Annotated in this window: 11 protein-coding genes; 6 read left to right on the forward strand and 5 right to left on the reverse strand. The window is 70.7% G+C overall.

The window, feature by feature from the left end; genetic code table 11:
- Positions 1–213 precede the first annotated feature (213 nt).
- Entirely contained in the window at positions 214–1,245 is a 1,032-nt protein-coding gene (locus tag ACFQO7_RS02605; RefSeq protein WP_376804835.1) for a hypothetical protein, read from the forward strand.
- An 81-nt stretch (positions 1,246–1,326) separates the two neighbouring features.
- On the opposite strand, the gene ACFQO7_RS02610 is transcribed toward ACFQO7_RS02605, so the two are convergent.
- Entirely contained in the window at positions 1,327–1,767 is a 441-nt protein-coding gene (locus ACFQO7_RS02610; RefSeq protein ID WP_376804836.1) for a VOC family protein, read from the reverse strand.
- Positions 1,768–2,004: 237 nt separating this feature from the next.
- Between ACFQO7_RS02610 and ACFQO7_RS02615 the strand changes: the two genes are divergently transcribed.
- From ACFQO7_RS02615 to ACFQO7_RS02625, 3 genes are all read left to right on the forward strand, one after another.
- Positions 2,005–3,801 (forward strand): bifunctional metallophosphatase/5'-nucleotidase, encoded by a 1,797-nt coding sequence (locus tag ACFQO7_RS02615; protein ID WP_376804837.1) that lies wholly within the window; start codon positions 2,005–2,007, stop codon positions 3,799–3,801.
- Between the two features lie 91 nt (positions 3,802–3,892).
- Positions 3,893–4,402 carry a mycothiol transferase gene (locus tag ACFQO7_RS02620; protein ID WP_376804838.1) on the forward strand — a complete coding sequence of 170 codons (510 nt, stop codon included), beginning with the start codon at positions 3,893–3,895 and terminating at the stop codon, positions 4,400–4,402.
- Positions 4,403–4,562: 160 nt separating this feature from the next.
- Positions 4,563–5,399 carry an alpha/beta fold hydrolase gene (locus tag ACFQO7_RS02625; RefSeq protein ID WP_376804839.1) on the forward strand — a complete coding sequence of 279 codons (837 nt, stop codon included), beginning with the start codon at positions 4,563–4,565 and terminating at the stop codon, positions 5,397–5,399.
- Positions 5,400–5,449: 50 nt separating this feature from the next.
- On the opposite strand, the gene ACFQO7_RS02630 is transcribed toward ACFQO7_RS02625, so the two are convergent.
- Complete coding sequence (locus ACFQO7_RS02630) at positions 5,450–7,138, reverse strand: pectinesterase family protein (protein ID WP_376804840.1); 1,689 nt, start codon at positions 7,136–7,138, stop codon at positions 5,450–5,452.
- A 292-nt stretch (positions 7,139–7,430) separates the two neighbouring features.
- On the opposite strand from ACFQO7_RS02630, the gene ACFQO7_RS02635 reads away from it, so the two are divergent.
- Together ACFQO7_RS02635 and ACFQO7_RS02640 are read left to right on the forward strand one after the other, a co-directional pair.
- Positions 7,431–7,778 carry a hypothetical protein gene (locus tag ACFQO7_RS02635; protein ID WP_376804841.1) on the forward strand — a complete coding sequence of 116 codons (348 nt, stop codon included), beginning with the start codon at positions 7,431–7,433 and terminating at the stop codon, positions 7,776–7,778.
- Between the two features lie 356 nt (positions 7,779–8,134).
- The gene (locus ACFQO7_RS02640) at positions 8,135–10,249 is read left to right on the forward strand and encodes a putative bifunctional diguanylate cyclase/phosphodiesterase (RefSeq protein WP_376804842.1); all 2,115 of its coding nucleotides are present in this window, start codon (positions 8,135–8,137) and stop codon (positions 10,247–10,249) included.
- Between the two features lie 30 nt (positions 10,250–10,279).
- On the opposite strand, the gene ACFQO7_RS02645 is transcribed toward ACFQO7_RS02640, so the two are convergent.
- Genes ACFQO7_RS02645 through ACFQO7_RS02655 form a run of 3 tightly spaced genes read right to left on the reverse strand, consistent with a single transcriptional unit; the run spans position 10,280 to position 14,903 of the window.
- Positions 10,280–12,031 carry a vWA domain-containing protein gene (locus tag ACFQO7_RS02645; protein ID WP_376804843.1) on the reverse strand — a complete coding sequence of 584 codons (1,752 nt, stop codon included), beginning with the start codon at positions 12,029–12,031 and terminating at the stop codon, positions 10,280–10,282.
- 14 nt (positions 12,032–12,045) lie between these two features.
- Complete coding sequence (locus ACFQO7_RS02650) at positions 12,046–13,458, reverse strand: RNA-guided endonuclease TnpB family protein (protein ID WP_376804844.1); 1,413 nt, start codon at positions 13,456–13,458, stop codon at positions 12,046–12,048.
- Positions 13,459–13,502: 44 nt separating this feature from the next.
- Positions 13,503–14,903, reverse strand: coding sequence for a serine/threonine protein kinase (locus ACFQO7_RS02655; protein WP_376804845.1), 1,401 nt, complete (start codon positions 14,901–14,903; stop codon positions 13,503–13,505).
- Positions 14,904–15,077 lie beyond the last annotated feature (174 nt).

The following is a 15,077-nucleotide window of genomic DNA, read 5'->3' on the forward strand; positions in this document are numbered from 1 at the left end:
CACGATCGTCGCCGGCCCGCTGCCCCGAATGCCCATAGACCGACCAGGCTATCCGCCAGGCCGGACATCCTCCCGACAGCGTGGCCGCCACCCGGCGGCGTCGCCGAGCGCCGTTCCCTGTGGCGTTGCCCCGCTGTAGCCCTGATGTAGGGCGAATGTAGGCAATGCCGTCATCGTGAACCGGTCGGCTGTCCAACGGTGGAAGGAAGCCCCATGCCGGTTCGTCACCGCAGATTCGTCCGGGTAACCGCGGTCGCGGCGGTGCTGCTCGCGGGCGGGGTCGCGGCGCCGGCCGCGTCGTCGGCCGCCCCCGCACCGGCAGCGGCCGTGGCCGATCGCGTGCTGCGGGTCTACAACAACAACATCGAGAACCTGGTGACCAACAACTCCGACGGGTCGTGCACCCGGATCTCAGGCCCGGACCACCTGACCTCGATGCTGGTCGACGACGCCGGGCGCACCGCTACCAGCGGCGTCGTCGCGCCCGACATCCTCATCGTGCAGCAGGTCCGCGGCACCGGGCAGGCCTCCGCGTACGCCGATCAGCTGTCGGCCAAGTTCGGTTACCCGGCGGGCACGTACAAGGCGATCGTGGTCTGGGACGACCCCGAGCCGTGGGGCAGCACGCACCGCTGCGACGACCAGTCCCTGGGCGACCTGAAGAAGAAGCAGACCAACGCCATCGTCTACAACACCCAGCGCCTCAGCCTGGCCTCCGGCGACGTCTCCAAGTACTGGAGCGCAGGCTGGCTCAAACCGGGAACGTCCTACAACAACGGCGCGGGCTGCACCCTCTACAAGCCGCCGAACAACGACGACGGCAGCACCAACGAGTGGAAGTGGAAGCGCACGAGCGCGATCGCCGCCCGGTTCACCATCAAGGCGACCGGCACCAGCGTGTTCGTGGCGACCATGCACCTGCCGCAGGAGAACCGGCAGAACGCCTGCGCCGGCGACGGCGACAAGGGCATCGGAGGCACCGGCATCCACCTCGGCGCCGACGCGACCACCCTGCTGAACGCGTCGACGATCCGGATCGTCGGCATCGACGCCAACCGCACCGGCATCCCCGCGAGCACACTCAGCGGCTACGGCATGACCGGCTACGGCACAGCTGCCACCAACGGCTCCAGCAAGATCGACTATCTGTTCGTCCGGGGCACCGTGCAGCCCTCACCCATCGGCCACACCGTGCCCACCACCAAGTCCAACCACCTGGCCCTGTACAGCTTCATCGCCTTCTAAGGAAAGGCAGGGCACCTTCTACATCGCTATGCGATGTAGAAGGTGCCCTGCCCATCGGTTGGCGTAGTCGGAGCTGGGCGGTCAGCCGGCGGCCTGGCCGAAGTCGGGCAGGATCAGCGAGCCGTCCGGGGACAGCGTGAAGCCCGGGTTGTGCGCGATCTCCCAGACGTGCCCGTCGGGGTCGGTGAAGAAGCCCGCGTAGCCGCCGTAGAAGGTCTCCTGGGCGGGCTTGGTGACCGTCGCCCCGGCCCCGGCCGCGACCGCCATGATCTCGTCGACCTCGGCGCGGCTGCGTACGTTGTGCGCCAGGGTGACGCCGCCGAAGCCGTCGCCGCCCAGGTCCGGCACCCCGGCGTCGGCGGCGACCTTGTCCCGTCCCCAGAGCACGACCGCGATGCCGTCGGTCTGGAAGAACACGGTCTGCTCGATCTCCTGGCCCTGCCAGCCGAGCCGCTCGTAGAAGGCCCTGGCCCTGGGCAGATCGGCGACCCCGAGCGTGACGATGCTGATGCGCTGCTCCATCGCAGCACCGTAGCCCCGCCGCCGCCCCGCCGCCCGTCAAGGTCACTCGACTTGCCCGACACCTGTGCGAAAGCGCGTCCAAGATACGCACGTCTGCCGGGCAAGTCGGATGATCTCGGGCGGGTGCGCAGGGGTGGGGCAGTGGGGATGGTCGATCGGGTGGCAGGGGGTCACCTGTTTGGTTAGGGTGCGGGGCGGCGCCCCACCGGGCGAGACCCCCATGGAAAGGCTCGACACATGACCTCCCCCTCCGGTATGCCGTCGCGGCGGCAGCTGCTCACCGGCGCAGCCGCGGCCGTCGTCGCGGGACCGCTGGTCGCCGCGGTCCCGGCCCAGGCGGCCGGGCACGGGCAGCCGCAGACCTACGACCTGACGGTCCTCGGCACCTCGGACACCCACGGCAACGTCTTCAACTGGGACTACTACCGCGACAAGGAGTACGACGACAGCGCGCACAACGACGTCGGCGTCGCGAAGGTGGCCACCCTGGTCAACCAGATCCGCGCCGAGCGCAAGGGCAAGGCCACGCTGGTCCTCGACGCGGGCGACACCATCCAGGGCACCCCGCTGGCGACGTTCTACGCCAAGCAGGAGCCGATCACGTCGACGGGCGAGCGCCACCCGATGGCCCGCGCGATGAACGTCATCGACTACGACGCCATCACGCTGGGCAACCACGAGTTCAACTACGGCCTGCCGCTGCTCGACCTGTGGATCCGCCAGCTCGGCTTCCCGGCGCTGGCCGCGAACGCGGTCAAGGCGCGCTCCGGCAAGCCGGCGTTCACGCCGTACGTCATCAAGAAGGTGTCGCTGGGCCACGGTGCGCCGTCGCTGCGGGTGGGCATCCTGGGTCTGACCAACCCCGGCGTCGCGATCTGGGACAAGGCGAACGTCGAGGGCAAGCTGCGCTTCGAGGACATGATCGCGACCGCGGCGAAGTACGTCCCGATCATGCGCGACCGCGGCGCCGACATCGTGCTGATCTCCGCGCACGGCGGCGACAGCGGCGTGTCCAGCTACGGCGACCTGCTGCCCAACGAGAACCCGACGGCGCTGATCGCCCAGCAGGTGCCCGGCATCGACGCGATCCTGTTCGGCCACGCCCACAGCGAGGTCGTGGAGAAGTTCGTCGCCAACGAGGCGACCGGGGAGCTGGTGCTGCTGTCGGAGCCGTCGAAGTGGGGTCAGCGGGTCACCCGGATGGACTTCACGCTGAGCCGCGAGCGCGGCCGCTGGAAGGTCACCGCCAAGCACGCCACCATGCTGAACACGAACACCGTCGTCGAGGACCCGAAGGTCGTCGCCGCGGTGAAGGCGCAGCACGACAAGACCGTGGCGTACATCAACCAGGTCGTGGCGACCTCGGTGGTGGAGCTGTCCGCGGAGCAGTCCCGTTACGTCGACACCCCGATCCTCGATTTCATCAACAAGGTGCAGACCGACACCGTGACCGCGGCCATGGCCGGCACCCCGCAGGCCGGGCTGCCGGTGCTGTCGATCGCCGCGCCGTTCAGCCGCACCGCGCTGTTCCCGGCCGGCGACGTGAAGATCAAGGACGTCGCCGGGCTGTACATCTACGACAACACCCTCGAAGCCGTGGTGCTCACCGGCGCCGAGGTGCGCGCCTACCTGGAGTACTCGGCCAAGTACTTCCGCACGCTCGCCCCGGGCGCGCCGGTCGACCCGGCCGCGATCAGCGAGCCCACCGTGCCGGACTACAACTACGACACGTTCTCCGGCGTCGACTACGAGATCGACATCAGCAAGCCGGTGGGCCAGCGCATCACGGTCCTCCACCATGCGGGCACGACGACCCCGGTCGCCGACACCGACCAGTTCGTGGTGGCGGTGAACAACTACCGGCGCAGCGGCGGCGGCGGCTTCCCCGGCATCGTCAAGACGCAGGTCTACAACGAGCAGCAGGAGATCCGCCAGCTGCTCATCGACTGGGCCCAGGCCAAGGGCTCCATCGACCCGGCGGACTTCTTCCAGCAGAACTGGAAGCTGGTCCGCGAGGGCGTCCCGGTCTTCTGACCCGTTGACGCGGCGCGCGGGGTGCCACGACACGGCACTCCGCGCACCGCGCCCGGCGGTCCACACCACCGGCGGGCGGCATACTCGACGGGTGAGCGATGCCCCGCCCAGCCCGACCGCCCCGATCGGCTCCCGCAACGAGGTGTTCACCGCCTACCTCGACTACTACCGGACCACCGTCATCCGGACCGTCGAGCGCCTGTCCGAGGCGGAGCAGCGGCACAGCCGGCTCGCCTCCGGCTGGACACCGGTCGAACTGCTCAAACATCTGCGGCATGTCGAGCTGCGCTGGATCATGTGGGGCTTCGAAGGCCGCGACGTCGGCTATCCCTGGGGCGACCGGCGCGACGACCGCTGGCACGTGGACCCCACGGAGTCACTGGCCGAACTGGTCGCCGTGCTGCTGGCGCAGGGCGAGCACACCCGCGAGGTCGTGCTCGCCACGGACCTGGCCACGGTCGGGCAGCCCAGCGAGCGCTGGGACGGGGCCGAGCCGCCCACACTGGAGCGGGTCCTGTTCCACCTGCTGCAGGAGTATGCCCGCCACGCCGGGCACCTGGACATCGTGGCCGAGTTGGCCGCGGCCGATCCACCCGCATGATCGTCTGGTAACGTCACCGCTCACGCGACCGATCCGAGGAGGTGAGACCCATCAACGCGACATCAGGCTGGGTGCTCCCCCTCCGCAAGGCAGCGCGGTCCATCTGACGTAGGTGGCCGCCGGGGCGCCCGCGAGGCATCCCGCGAAAGGCTGACCACTCATGACGACCTACTTCGGCTCCGACGGAGCCGCGCTGCACTACGACGAACTGAACCATGACGGCGGTACACCGGTCGTGGCGCTCGCCGGTGGTGCGGCCCTGCATCCGCGCTACCTGGGCGACCTGGCCGGACTCCCGCAGCGCCTGATCGTTCCCCACCTGCGCGGCGTGGGACTGTCCCCGCTGCCCGAGTCCGTGCAGACGGCGTCGTATTGGCGGCAGGCCGAGGACCTCGAACAGCTGCGCGTCCACCTGGGCCTGGACCGGCTGCTGCTGCTCGGCCACTCGGCGGGCACCCGGCTCGCGATCAGCTACGCGGCGCGCTTCCCCGACCGGCTCGCCGGGCTGGTGCTCGTCACCCCGCCCGCGGGTTACCTGGTCGACGAGCCCTCCGACACCTCGGCGCTGATCGACGCCCGGCGCGGCGACCCGGCCTTCGACGCCGCGGTCGCGGCCTGGTCCGCCGGCCCCGGCAGCACCGACGACGACGCCTTCAACATGTGGTACCGGCAGGCCGCCCCGCTCGGCTACGCGGCCTGGGGCGAGCCGGAGCAGGCCCACGCGGCGACCGCCCGCTACAGCTACGCTGCCAACCGCGCCTACTTCAGCGTCGAGCCGCCCGCCGACCTCGCCCGGCTGCTCGGCGAGGTCACCGCGCCCGTCCTGGTCGTCGCGGGCGCGCAGGACTGCAGCGCCGGGGTCGCACCGGTGCGCGCGCTGTCCGGGCTCTTCCCGTTGGCCGAGTTCGCCGTGATCGACCGGTGCGGACACCATCCCTGGGTGGAGCAGCCCGCCGCGTTCCGCGCCACCGTCGACCGCTTCCTCCGCCGTTTGTGAAAGGAAGGGCACCTTCACATCGCCATGCGATGTAGAAGGTGCCCTTCCCATCAGTTGACCGGGTTCCAGCCGTCGGTTCCGGCCAGGTATGCCTGGGCGGTGAACTGCGGGGCGTCCGTGTCGGGCAGCTGCGGACGGTCGGCGGTGACGGTGGAGCCGGGACCGGTGTTGCGGTACTCGAAGAAGCGAGCGTCCCGCCACGAGAACCCGGACATGTCCGTCCACGGGGCGTCCTTGATGTGCGCGCCCAGCACCGAGTCGCGGAACAGCACCTGCGCGATCGCGTTGACGTCGCCGCTGGGGTGCCAGGGGCGGCCGAGGTGCACGCTCTGCGCGGCGACGTCGGCCGGCGCGGTCAGCGTGCACCTGGTGAACAGGTAGCCGTACGGGTTCGTGAGCGTGGTCGAGGCCGCGGTGACGTACCCGTTGTTGCTGGTCGAGTTGCGGTTGAGGGAGCGGATCTCGCAGCGGTCGAAAACGGCCGTACCGCGGCCGAAGATGAAGTCGACGTCGCCCTCGATGTAGCAGTCGCGGTAGTAGGCCCGGCTGACCGTGGCCGCGTTGGGGGAGCTGGGCTGCAACGTGTCCTGGTTGCCGAGGATCCGAACGTTGTCGAAGACCAGGCGGTCGCCGCGGGTCGTCACGGCGACGGCCTGCTCGGCGCTGTAATCGTGGGCGGCCTCGTCGAACGTGTTCGAGAAGGTGAGGTTGCGGGCGGTGAAGTCGTTGCCCTCCAGCAGCACCGAGGTGCTGCCGGTGGTGCCGTAGGTGCCGCTGCCGTCGGGTTTGGGCGTGCCGCTGGCGTTGTCGTACGTGATGACGACGTCGGCGGCGTTGCCGGTGGTGCCGACGAACGAGACGTACGGCTTGCTCGCGGGCACGGTCACCAGCTCCCGGTAGGTGCCCGGTTTGATGGCGATGGTGACACGGCTGGTGTTGTTCGCGGGCACGGCGTCGACGGCGGCCTGCACCGTGGTGTGGTGGCCGCTGCCGTCCTTGGCCACCACGATCGCGCCGGCCGGCGGCGGGCTCGCCGACGGCGGGGCCGACGGGCTGCTCGACGGCGTGGGCGGAGCCGAGGGGGAGGCGCTGGGCGACGGCGCGGCGCTGTCGGACACGGTCACGTCGTCGAAGGACGCGGCGGCGTAGAAGGTCGCGACGCCGATGCCACCCGTGGCGAACTGCGCGTCGACCGCGGTCAGCGTGGTCGCGCCGTTGACCGTGCCGCGCAGCGCGGTGCCCGCCACCGACAGCGACAGGGTGTACCAGACACCGGTGGAGACGGTGACCGGACCCGTTGCCAGCGTGGTGGACGAGCCGCCGGCCAGCTTCTTCAGCTCGACGGTGTGATTGGACCGCAGGGCCAGGTAGTAGTAGCTGGTGTTCGACTGCGCGCGGGCGATGACGGCGGTGAACCGGTTGGCTCCGTTGAAGGCGGTGGGCTTGACCCGGGCGGTGACGGTGTAGTCCCGCCAGGACGACGACCCGGTCCGGGCGCGGGCGTCGGCGCTGGTGCCGGCCTGCCGCAGCACCTTGCTGCCGTCGGTGGTGACCGTCCAGCTCCCGCCGGAGGAGGTCCAGCCGGACGAGTTGCCGTCCTCGAAGTCGTCGGCGTAGAGCGTGGCCGCCGCGGCGGTCGTGGTGAAGGCCAGCGTGGCCAGCGCGGTGGCCAGGGCGAGGCCCGCGGCTGCCGCGGCGGGTCGCCATCGTGCGCGGCGGGACAGGTCGGTGATGGTCATGTGTCGGCTCCACTCTGTGGGGCGTCGGTGTCCGAGGGGACATCGCACGAAATGGAAAGCGCTTTCCGTCGCAACCTACGTGGCTCGCATCGTGATGTCAATCGATGCGCTTGTGCCCGGTGGGCGACCTGGTTCCGGTCATCCCACGCGGGCGCGCGGGGTGCCGGTGGACCGGTTGCCGACCTGTTCCCGGCCGCGGGAGGCGGCCCGCGCGGGCGTGGCGGATGATCTCGCCCACTGGACGCAGGTGCTGCTGTCAGGTCGTTCCGGGCAGGGCGTATCGTCCAGCACGGTGGCCGATCATCGTTGCGGCGCACCGGTCGACATGGAGGTGTCGGTGACCGAGTCGGTGGCGCACAACGCGCCGGAGAGCGCCCTGCCGGCAGGGCTGGCGGTGAGCCACCAGACGGCCCTGGACATCATGGGCATCGCGATCGTGTGCTACTCCGTCCTCATCGAGCAGGAGGAGGGCAGGCCGTCGCCCGACTTCCAGCGGATGTCGCAGTGGGAGCACGACCTCGAAGCGGTCGCCGAACTGCGCCGCACCCTGGACGCACGCGACACCGAGCGCGTACAGCGCCTCGCGGACGAGCACGCCGCCCTGGTCCGCCGCCTCGACCGGATGATCGACGACCACTGACGCACCAAGACCGCTCGACTTGCCAGGCAACCGCACGTATCTCGACCCCGCGCACGCCCCCCTGCCCGGCAAATCGAGCGATCTTGCCCGCCTCGCGACGGTCCCGCCTCTCCGAACGTCGTTCTCACGCAAGATCGCGACGATCTTGCGTGGGCTTTTGCCGTTTCTCCCGTTGTGGGCGTTTCGTACCACATTTCACGCAAGATCGTCGGCTGGGGTGGGGGCGGGGCATTCCCGGTGGTTCGGCAATGTGGGGGAAATCTGAGTAAAGCGGGGATTGCTCGGATTTCCCGATTTGCTCGGTTAGGCTGGCGGCTCGTGTGATCTCAGCCCACGAATTGCCTTGGGAGGGCGATGTGACGCCGCTGACCGCGGGCGGTCTGCCCCTGATCCGACGTCCGGCGCTGGTGCCGGCCGTGTTGACGCTGGCCGGAGTCGTGCTGGCGGCCTTGACCGTGGTTCAGGTGACGCCGGCCATGGAGAAGGTCCCGTTCTGGGTGATGTCGTTCCTGGCCCTCGCCGCCGCGGCCGTCACCTACCTGCCCGCGTCCGGCCGAGCCACCGGCGCCGTGATCAGTCCGTCGCTCGTGTTCACCTTCGCGATCCTGCTGTGCTGGGACCTGGGCCCGGCGATCGTGGTGCAGGCGCTGGCCGTGGCCGTGATCGCGGTCCGCGCCCGGCAGCCGTGGCGCGACGCCGTGCTCAGCGCCGCCCGGTACGCCGTCGCGTTCGGCGCGGCCTACCTGGTGCTGCTGGTCGGCGAGCCCAACCCGTTCCACAGCGTGGCGCTCGCCGACCTGCTCAACGACACCCTGGCGGTGGCCGGCTCGGCGCTGGTCTTCGTCGGCGTGTACGGCTGGTCGGTCGTCGTCAGCCAGCGGCGCGAGCGGTCCGCCGGTCGCGCCAAGCCGCAGGAGAGCCTGCGTGAACGGCTGACGGCCATGCGCGATCCGGTCGTGCACCTGGCCGCGCTGACCATGCTGAGCCCGGTGCTCGCCGTGACCGGCCACGTCAGCCTCGGCTTCGTGCCCCTGGTGATCATGCCGCTGTACGCGGTCGAGCGCATGGCGCGCCTGTCCACCGAACGCCAGCGGGCCGCGCTCACCGACCCGCTCACCGGCCTGGGCAACCGGGCCAGCCTGCAGTCGGCGTACACCGACGCGCTGGCCGAGCCGCTGCGCCGCGGACAGGGCCCGACCCTGCTCCTGCTCGACCTCGACGGCTTCAAGTACGTCAACGACTCGCTGGGCCACGAGACCGGCGACCAGCTGCTCACCGCCGTCGCCGAGCGGCTGCGCGGCGGGCTGCCGGCCGGCGCCCTGGTCGCCCGCCTCGGCGGGGACGAGTTCGGCGTGCTGCTCGACGAGGCCGACGCCGACCGGGCGCTGCAGGCCGCCCGGCGCATCAGCGCCGCCGTCAACGGCCCGGTCCGGCTCAGCGGCCTGGAGGTCGAGGTCACGGCCGCGGTCGGGGTCGCGGTCAGCCCGCAGCACGGCGATGACTTCGCCACCCTGATGCGCCACGCCGACATCGCGATGTACGAGGCCAAGCGCGACAGCGTCTGCGTGGCCCTCTACCGCCCCGGCACCGACCGGCACCCGCAGCGGCTGGCCCTGCTCGACCAGGTGCGCCACGCGATCGTGACCGAGGACCGCGAGCGCATCGCCGTGCACTACCAGCCGCAGGCCGACCTGGCCACCGGCCGGATCGTCGGCGTGGAGGCGCTGCTGCGCTGGACCGACCCGACCGGCCGGCCCGTCTCACCCGCCGCGATCATCTCGGTGGTCGAGCACACGCCGGTGATGCACCAGCTCACCGACCGGATCATCGACGACGCCGTGGCCCAGGCCGGGCGCTGGCGGGCCGCCGGGCTCGACCTGCGCACGTCGGTCAACGTCAGCATCCGCGACCTGTTCCGCGACGACCTGGTCAAGCGGCTGCGCGACCGGCTGGCCGAGCACCGGGTGCCGGCCCGCATGGTGCAACTGGAGATCACCGAGAGCGCCCTGATGGCCGATCCGGCCCGCGCCATGCGTACCATCGCGCAGCTGCGCGACCTGGGCGTCGGCCTGGCGCTGGACGACTTCGGCACGGGCTTCTCGTCGCTGCAGCACCTGCGGATGATCCCGCTCGACGAGATCAAGATCGACCGGTCGTTCGTCTCGGGCATGACCTCCGACCAGCACGACAGCGCGATCGTCTCGTCGGTCATCGCGCTGGCCGGCACGCTGGGGCTGCGTACCGTCGCCGAGGGCATCGAGGACGCGCAGACCCGGCGGCAGCTGCGTGCGGCGGGCTGCTCGCTGATGCAGGGTTACCTGCTGTCGCCGGCGGTGCCGGCCGAGCGCATCCCCGCGCTGGTCGCCGACGCGGCGGCCGCGTCCGTCGCGGACGAGCTCGCCACGCGGCCCGAGCTGCCGGTGACGCCCGCTCCCGCGCTCTACCCGGAGCAGGCCGGCGCACGCTGGTGACACCGGTCCGGGGCGGGTCGGCGGGGCGGATCAGAAGCTGCTGAGCAGCTTCACGAAAGCCTCGTCGATCTTCTCCGGGTCCCTGGCGTCGAACGCCTTGCCGCCCGTGGCGGCCGCGATCTTCTGCAGTGACACCAGGTCCGAGCCCTTGTCGAAGGCGATGCAGAAGACCTTCACCGGCCGGTCGGGGTCGAGCTCGATGTCGCGCAGCAGCTTGGCCAGGTCGTTGTCCTGGGGGTACTCGTTCTCGCCGTCGGTCAGCACGACCACCGCGTTGATCCGGGTGCGGTCGTAGTTGTCGAGCAGGTGCCGCTGCGCGGCCCGGACGGTCGTGTACAGCGCGGTGCCGCCGCCGGAGCGCACCGTGTCCAGTTTCGCGCCGAAGCTGCGGCCGTCCAGCCGGGACAGCGGCAGCTGCTCGCGGTAGGGCAGCTTCGCGCCGTCGAACCTGGACGAGAACGCCCACAGCCCCACCCGGTCCTCGCTGTTGAGCAGCTCGATGCCCTTCTTCGCGGCGGCCGTCGCGTACGCGAGCCGGGTCTGCGCGTTGCCGACCTTGTTCGCCGTCATCGAACCGGACACGTCGACGGCCATCAGGATGTTCGCCTTCTTGCGCAGCGTCGCCCAGCCCGCCTTGATGCCCTGCACGACCTCTGGCGACGGCGGCTCGAACAGGGTGCCCGGCGCCTTGCTGCCGCCCACCACCTTCACCAGGTCGTCGGACGCGGCCCGCTCGTGGTCGCGGAACCCGATGGCGGCGAAGTCCCGCTGCTGCCGGTCGTCCTGCAGGAAGGCCAGGAAGTCCGCGGCGGCGGCGCGCTGCGCGGCGTCGGCCTGCGGCAGGACCACGTACGGGTGGTCCAGGTTGAAGGTGCCCTCCTTCGGATACAGCGCCACCAGCGGCTCGTTCGGCTCCCGCCCGCCGCTCAGCTCGCCCTTGTTGTAGAGGTAGACCAGCTCCTCCTGGGTGACGATCGCGCTGAGGTCGGAGGCGGCGGCGTCCCCGGCCAGGTCGGCGGCGGCGAGCCCGCGCAGCAGGTCGACGACGTCGTCGCTGTAGTGCGAGACGTTCGCCTCGATCTGGCGGACGAACCGGGTCACCTTCGGGTCGCGCAGGTCGGCGGTGGTGAGGTCGCTGGAGGTGTTGGTCGCGGCGTAGTACGTCGCGATGGTCGCGGCCAGGCCGGAGGTGGACAGGTTCGGGTTGTCCTTGCCGAAGGTGAACCGCTTCCACTCCGGCTTGCCGAACTGCGCCCAGCCCTGCTCGCCGGACATGCCGAGGATGTCGCCCCAGCCCAGCGGGCCTTTCTGCTGCAGGTAGCGCGCCTTGGCGGCGGGCATCGCGATTACCAGCGGGCTGTTGGCGATCGACTCGTACTCCCCGCCGGTCTGCACCTGGTGCCCGGCGGCCTGGTCGAGCAGCTGCAACTGGCCGGTCCACAGCGTCGACGTCGGCAGCCACACCTGCGGGCGCGGGCTGCCGGTGCCGGACAGCGCGCCCCAGTCCCCGGCGAGCGCCTGCATGGCCTGGCCGGAGGTGAGGCCGGTGACCGCGATATCGGCGCAGCGGTCGCCGAACCGCCGCCTGCTGCCGTTGTACCGCTCGGCGAGGTCCTTGACGAGTTCGCTCTTCTCGGTCGAGGAGACGACGTCGAGCACCACGCAGCCGCTGCGGTCGCCCGCGACCGTGGACACGTACGTGTAGGAGCCCGCGATCAGGGCGAGGCCGACGGTCGCGGCGAAGGCGACCGGCAGCCACCGCTGGGTCCGGCGCGAAGCCATGGCATTCCTGCTTCCTACTTGCCGCTCGTTACTGAGCGGTTCGGATAGTTCGCTCTCCGCCCGGCAGGTGCCTGGCTGGAGTCCTGGACCGGCAGTCTGGTCCGGTGGCGATTAGCCCGCGCCTGCAGGATCTGCTTCACCGCGCGGTACGGGGTGTGCAGGGTGGTGTCGGGATCACCATGTCGTTGCAGGACGTTGATCGCGGCGTTCACGTCGGCCTGCCACACCACCCCGCACACGGTGCAGTGAAGCCGGTCCCCGCTGCGATCCCCAAAGGCACCACAACCGGAACAGACTTGTGAGGTGTAGGCGGCGTTGACGTGCACGAGCACAGAACCTCTGCGCTCCGACACGTTCTTCAACGCCTCGGCGGTGACCCCCTTGGTCCACCCGGCGAGACGTCGGTTCATGTCCTTGCCGAGCGGCTTGCGCCCGGCGAAGGTCTTGGTGAGGTCTTCGGCGACGACCGTGGAAGCCTTGTCGACCACAGCGTGCACGGCGGTGAAGATCTCCGTACGAACCCGGGCCCGGTGCTTGGCGGCCTGCCGGTCGCGCTTGGCGGTGCCCAGGTTGTGCCGGCGGATCCGCTCAGACTTGGCGAAATTTCCTCGGGTGGCGGCGCTGTTGGCGATCGAGCGCAGCGTGGCCCGGCGCCGGTTGCGTTCCTTGATGCGGTCCGACTCCGCAGTCAACAATGCGCCCAGCCCGGTGCCGTGATGTACGCCGTCAGAGTCGGTGAGAGCCTCGGTGTAGCCCTTGTCGACACCGACGGTGCTGGTGCCGCACGGCCGCTGCGAGGTAGGCATGGCCGCTGGGTCGATTTGGTAGTGGATCTCGACCCGGCCGTCGCGCAGCACCAGCCGCAGCGTGCCGGTCGGGGCGACCGTGGTGTTCAGTGGGATCTTGACGAGTCGGCGGAGGTGGAGGCTGGGTATGGCCAGCCACAGCCTGCCGTGTTTGTCGGCGCGGGTGTTGTGCTGGTCGGCGCGCACGACGATCTGGTCGTGCGTATGGTTCTTGCCGCGCTTGCGATGCTTGCGCATCTGCCGGGCGAGATAGCGGTCTTCGGCCCACCTGTCGGCCCGCAGCAGCGTGAACAGCCGCTTCTGCTCGGCTGGGTCGCTGGTGTGCCTGCGGATCGCCTCTCGCACCGCGACCTTCGCCGCGGCACGGTTCGCGGCGATATTGGTCATCGCATCGCGGACCGTTTCTTCCCACGCGTTGGCCAAGACCTGAAACCGCTGGTGGGTGCCATCGGCCAGCCATCGGTCCCGGACTTGCCGGTCTGTCAGACCGGCGCCTGCGACCGAGCCATGACGCTGCCACACCGCCGAACGAACCTGGCCCAACCGGCGGGCCTGCTCGGCCAGCGCAGCGTATTTACCAGGGTTGAGACGGTCCGAGTGAGCGATCCGGGTTACCTTCATCGGTTGCTTCGATCCACCAACCAGGTGCGACCGTTCCCCATGCATCACGTGTCAGACCCGCCGTCGTCGAGCGCGACGGCGGTGAACAGCCGGACCAGGTACACCACGGCGAAGACGCCGCCGCCGACGGCCGCGCCGGTGCCGGGCTGCCCCGAGGGCACGTACCCGGCGGCGAAACCGCCCGCGCCCAGCACGAGCGCGGTGGCGATGCCGAGCGGATCGCCGACCTGCCGCGCCAGCCGCCGCGACCGGGGTGCCCGGTCTTCGGCATCCGGCTGCGGCCCGGCCTGTCGGTCACCGCCCGCCGGCTGCTGTGGGACCGGGGGAGCGGTCCTGGTGGCCGGGGGCTGCGGCACCGTCGGCACCTGCGGCGGAACCGAGTTCGGATCGGTCGGCAGGCGCGGCGCGGCGACCGTGGGCGGGCTCGCCTGCGCGGCGGTCGCGGTGGGTGGTGCCGGGTGCGTGGCGGTCGCGGTCAGGGTCGGCTGCGGCGCGGTGACCGTCGGCGCGGGCGCGGGCGCGGTGGGGGAGTCCGTCCCCACCTGGAGCAGCGAGGTCGCCGCGTCGCTGCCTTCCTGGAGCGCCTCGACCAGCGGCACCGGCGCGGCCGGGGTGGCCTCGTGGCCGAGCAGGCGCATCAGCACCTGCTGCGCGGTGGGCCGGGCGTGCTGGTCCTTGGCCAGGCAGGCGACGACGAGTTCCCGCAGCGTCCCGGTCAGGTTGTCCAGGTCGGGCGGGTCGGTGAGCACCCGGGCCATCACGGTGGCCATCGAGTCGTGCCCGAACGGGCCACGCCCGGACGACGCGAACCCGATGGTCGCGGCCCAGCCGAAGATGTCGCATGCCGGACCGACGTCCACATTGTGGAAGCGCTCCGGGGCCATGTACGGCACCGTGCCCATGACGTGGCCGGACATGGTCTCCGCGCCGAGCGCGCGGGCGATGCCGAAGTCGATGACGCGCGGCCCGTCGCCGCCGAGGATGACGTTGTCGGGTTTGAAGTCGCAGTGCACGATGCCGGCCTGGTGGATCGCGGCGAGCGCGGTCGCGGTGCCGACGGCGAGCCGGTAGAGCGCGTTGCCGGCCAGCGGCCCGTGGTCGCGGACCTGCTTGTGCAGGGTCGGCCCGGCGATGTACTCGCTGACGACGTACGGCAGCTCGGTGTCGATCTCGGCGTGCAGGATCTGGGCGGTGCAGAACGGGGTGACCCGCCGGGCGGCGGCGATCTCCTTGGCGAACTGCGCCTTGGCCCGAGGGTTGTGCTGCAGGTCGATGTTGATCGTCTTGACCGCGACGCGGCGCTCGCTGCCGTCGGCCCCGAGGTAGACGACGCCCTGGCCGCCCTTGCCGAGCCGCCCGAGCAGCCGGTACGGGCCGAGCGAGCGCGGGTCGTGGCTCGTCAGCGGGCTGACGCCGGTGACGGGGTCGTCTGCCGAGCCGGCCATCTGCCCTCCTGAAACCCGATGATCCATCAACGAGCCGCAAGGATAGCGCCGCCGATCCAGCATCCATACCCGGAGGTGAGCCGTCCTCACGGGATGGACGGCCGATCCGAATAGGAAACCAATCTTGCCTATCGACGGATTGTCAGTTAAGAATGTTTACGAACGGTTTCACCA

This window comes from Catellatospora aurea (genome assembly GCF_042663325.1).
GTDB lineage: Bacteria > Actinomycetota > Actinomycetes > Mycobacteriales > Micromonosporaceae > Catellatospora > Catellatospora aurea.

Bases quoted from the DNA above. Each gene is read 5' to 3' on its own strand.
- ACFQO7_RS02605 (WP_376804835.1), top strand. From the start codon at position 214: ATGCCGGTTCGTCACCGCAGATTCGTCCGGGTAACCGCGGTCGCGGCG.
- ACFQO7_RS02630 (WP_376804840.1), bottom strand. From the start codon at position 7,138: ATGACCATCACCGACCTGTCCCGCCGCGCACGATGGCGACCCGCCGCG.
- ACFQO7_RS02650 (WP_376804844.1), bottom strand. From the start codon at position 13,458: ATGAAGGTAACCCGGATCGCTCACTCGGACCGTCTCAACCCTGGTAAA.
- ACFQO7_RS02655 (WP_376804845.1), bottom strand. From the start codon at position 14,903: ATGGCCGGCTCGGCAGACGACCCCGTCACCGGCGTCAGCCCGCTGACG.
- ACFQO7_RS02615 (WP_376804837.1), top strand. From the start codon at position 2,005: ATGACCTCCCCCTCCGGTATGCCGTCGCGGCGGCAGCTGCTCACCGGC.
- ACFQO7_RS02610 (WP_376804836.1), bottom strand. From the start codon at position 1,767: ATGGAGCAGCGCATCAGCATCGTCACGCTCGGGGTCGCCGATCTGCCC.
- ACFQO7_RS02625 (WP_376804839.1), top strand. From the start codon at position 4,563: ATGACGACCTACTTCGGCTCCGACGGAGCCGCGCTGCACTACGACGAA.
- ACFQO7_RS02645 (WP_376804843.1), bottom strand. From the start codon at position 12,031: ATGGCTTCGCGCCGGACCCAGCGGTGGCTGCCGGTCGCCTTCGCCGCG.